The 1543-nt window shown below is 71.0% G+C and carries 1 protein-coding gene; it reads left to right on the plus strand.

Annotated elements, in window-relative coordinates; genetic code table 11:
- Window positions 1-886 precede the first annotated feature (886 nt).
- Window positions 887-1450 (plus strand): TIGR03086 family metal-binding protein, encoded by a 564-nt coding sequence (locus tag ACFWRO_RS36975; RefSeq protein ID WP_384519071.1) that lies wholly within the window; start codon window positions 887-889, stop codon window positions 1448-1450.
- Window positions 1451-1543 lie beyond the last annotated feature (93 nt).

Consider the following 1543-nt stretch of genomic DNA (forward strand, 5'->3'; position numbering starts at 1 on the left):
TGGGAGAACGGTCGGTGCCGGACAGCCAAGAGGGCGAGGGCGCATCCCGCGCTTCGTTACCTTCATGCGGAGAGCGACTCAGATGATGTCGTCCTCGGGGTGGCACCATCAGCGGCTTCGTCGCCGGTTATGGCGGGTCCGCCGACGCCGGCGTCACCTTTGGCTCGGGTGGCGGCCAGGGTGGCGAGGGTCGTGACGCGTCCACAACGGGCGAGCGTGGCCAGGGCAGCCACACTGGCGGCAAGGGCGGCAACGGCGCAGTCCCGGGTGGAGCCGGCGGCCCCAACATCGGCCTGGGCGGTGCAGGCGGGAGTCAAAAAGCCGCTGCCGGTGGCGGCGGTGGCGGCGCCACCACCGTCGACGGGTTCGTCACAGCAGGCGGCGGCGAGGGTGGCGGCGCCCTCACCTTCATCTACAACGGCCAGGGCGGCAAGGGAGGTGGCGGCGAATACGTCCCTGGCGCCTGCGATACCAGCCACATCGACTTCGGCGGTGACGGCGCCTCAGGTGCCCCTGGCAAGGGTGGAGAAGGCGGCAGGGGCGCCAAGGACGTTGCCGGCGGCGGCGGTGCGGGCCGAGGCGACGGGGGAAGCACCAGCCACGGGCGTGGCGGCGGTGACGATTGGCTGGAAGGCCCCGTAGCCGCCCCCTGGCAGCTCCCGGCGGCTGCCGTGCTTGTCTGAGCGCCGCAGTTGGCCATCCTGGCCAGCTACGGCGCTCAGTCACAGGATGGCCGGTGTTTAGGACAGAACCTGCCCTAGAGCCCATGCACTCTGATGCTGCTGGTGCGGCGACCTGGGCTTCGAATGGGTACTGGAGCCGACCGGCAGCCCTGCGGCTGTGTGGCCGCCCGGGCCCCTGACACCCCCCGAGGAAAGGCGCAACCGTGTCCGAGATCGTGCTGCTCGAGAAGGCCCTGAACCACACCGCCGGGCTGCTGGGCAACGTATCGCCCGACCAGTACGCCAAGCCCACCCCGTGCGACGACTTCGACGTTCGCGCCCTGGCCAATCACCTCGTGGCCGGCAACCCCTACTACGTCATCCTCGCCCAGGGCGGCGGCCCCGACTTCTCCCTCTTCGCCCAGGACCAGATCGGCGACCAGCAGCCCGGAGACGTCTACGCCAAGGGCGCCAAGGGCGTACTCGCCGCCTGGCAGACCGAGGGCGCATTGCAGCGCCAGATGCCGCTGCCCGACGGCACCATGGGCCCGTGCATCGCCGACCTGCACCTCCTGGAGGCCGTCCTGCACGGCTGGGACCTCGCCACCGCCACCGGCCAGGACCGCACCGGCGACCCCGACGCCGTCAAGGCCGCCATGGCCGGCTGGTACGGCAACTACCCCGACGAGGCCCGCGCCGCCACCGGCATGTTCGGCCCCTCCAAGCCCGCACCCGACAACGCCCCCGAATTCGACCGCCTCGCCGCCTACTTCGGCCGGCGCATCTGACCCGCCCGTCCTCGAACAGGGCTTGCACCCGAGCGTACGAGTGTGGGCCCAAGGCCACAAACACACGAACACAAACACCCGGGGGGCCGAAAG

Origin of the sequence: Streptomyces sp. NPDC058579 (genome assembly GCF_042718575.1) — a bacterium.
Lineage (GTDB): Bacteria > Actinomycetota > Actinomycetes > Streptomycetales > Streptomycetaceae > Streptomyces.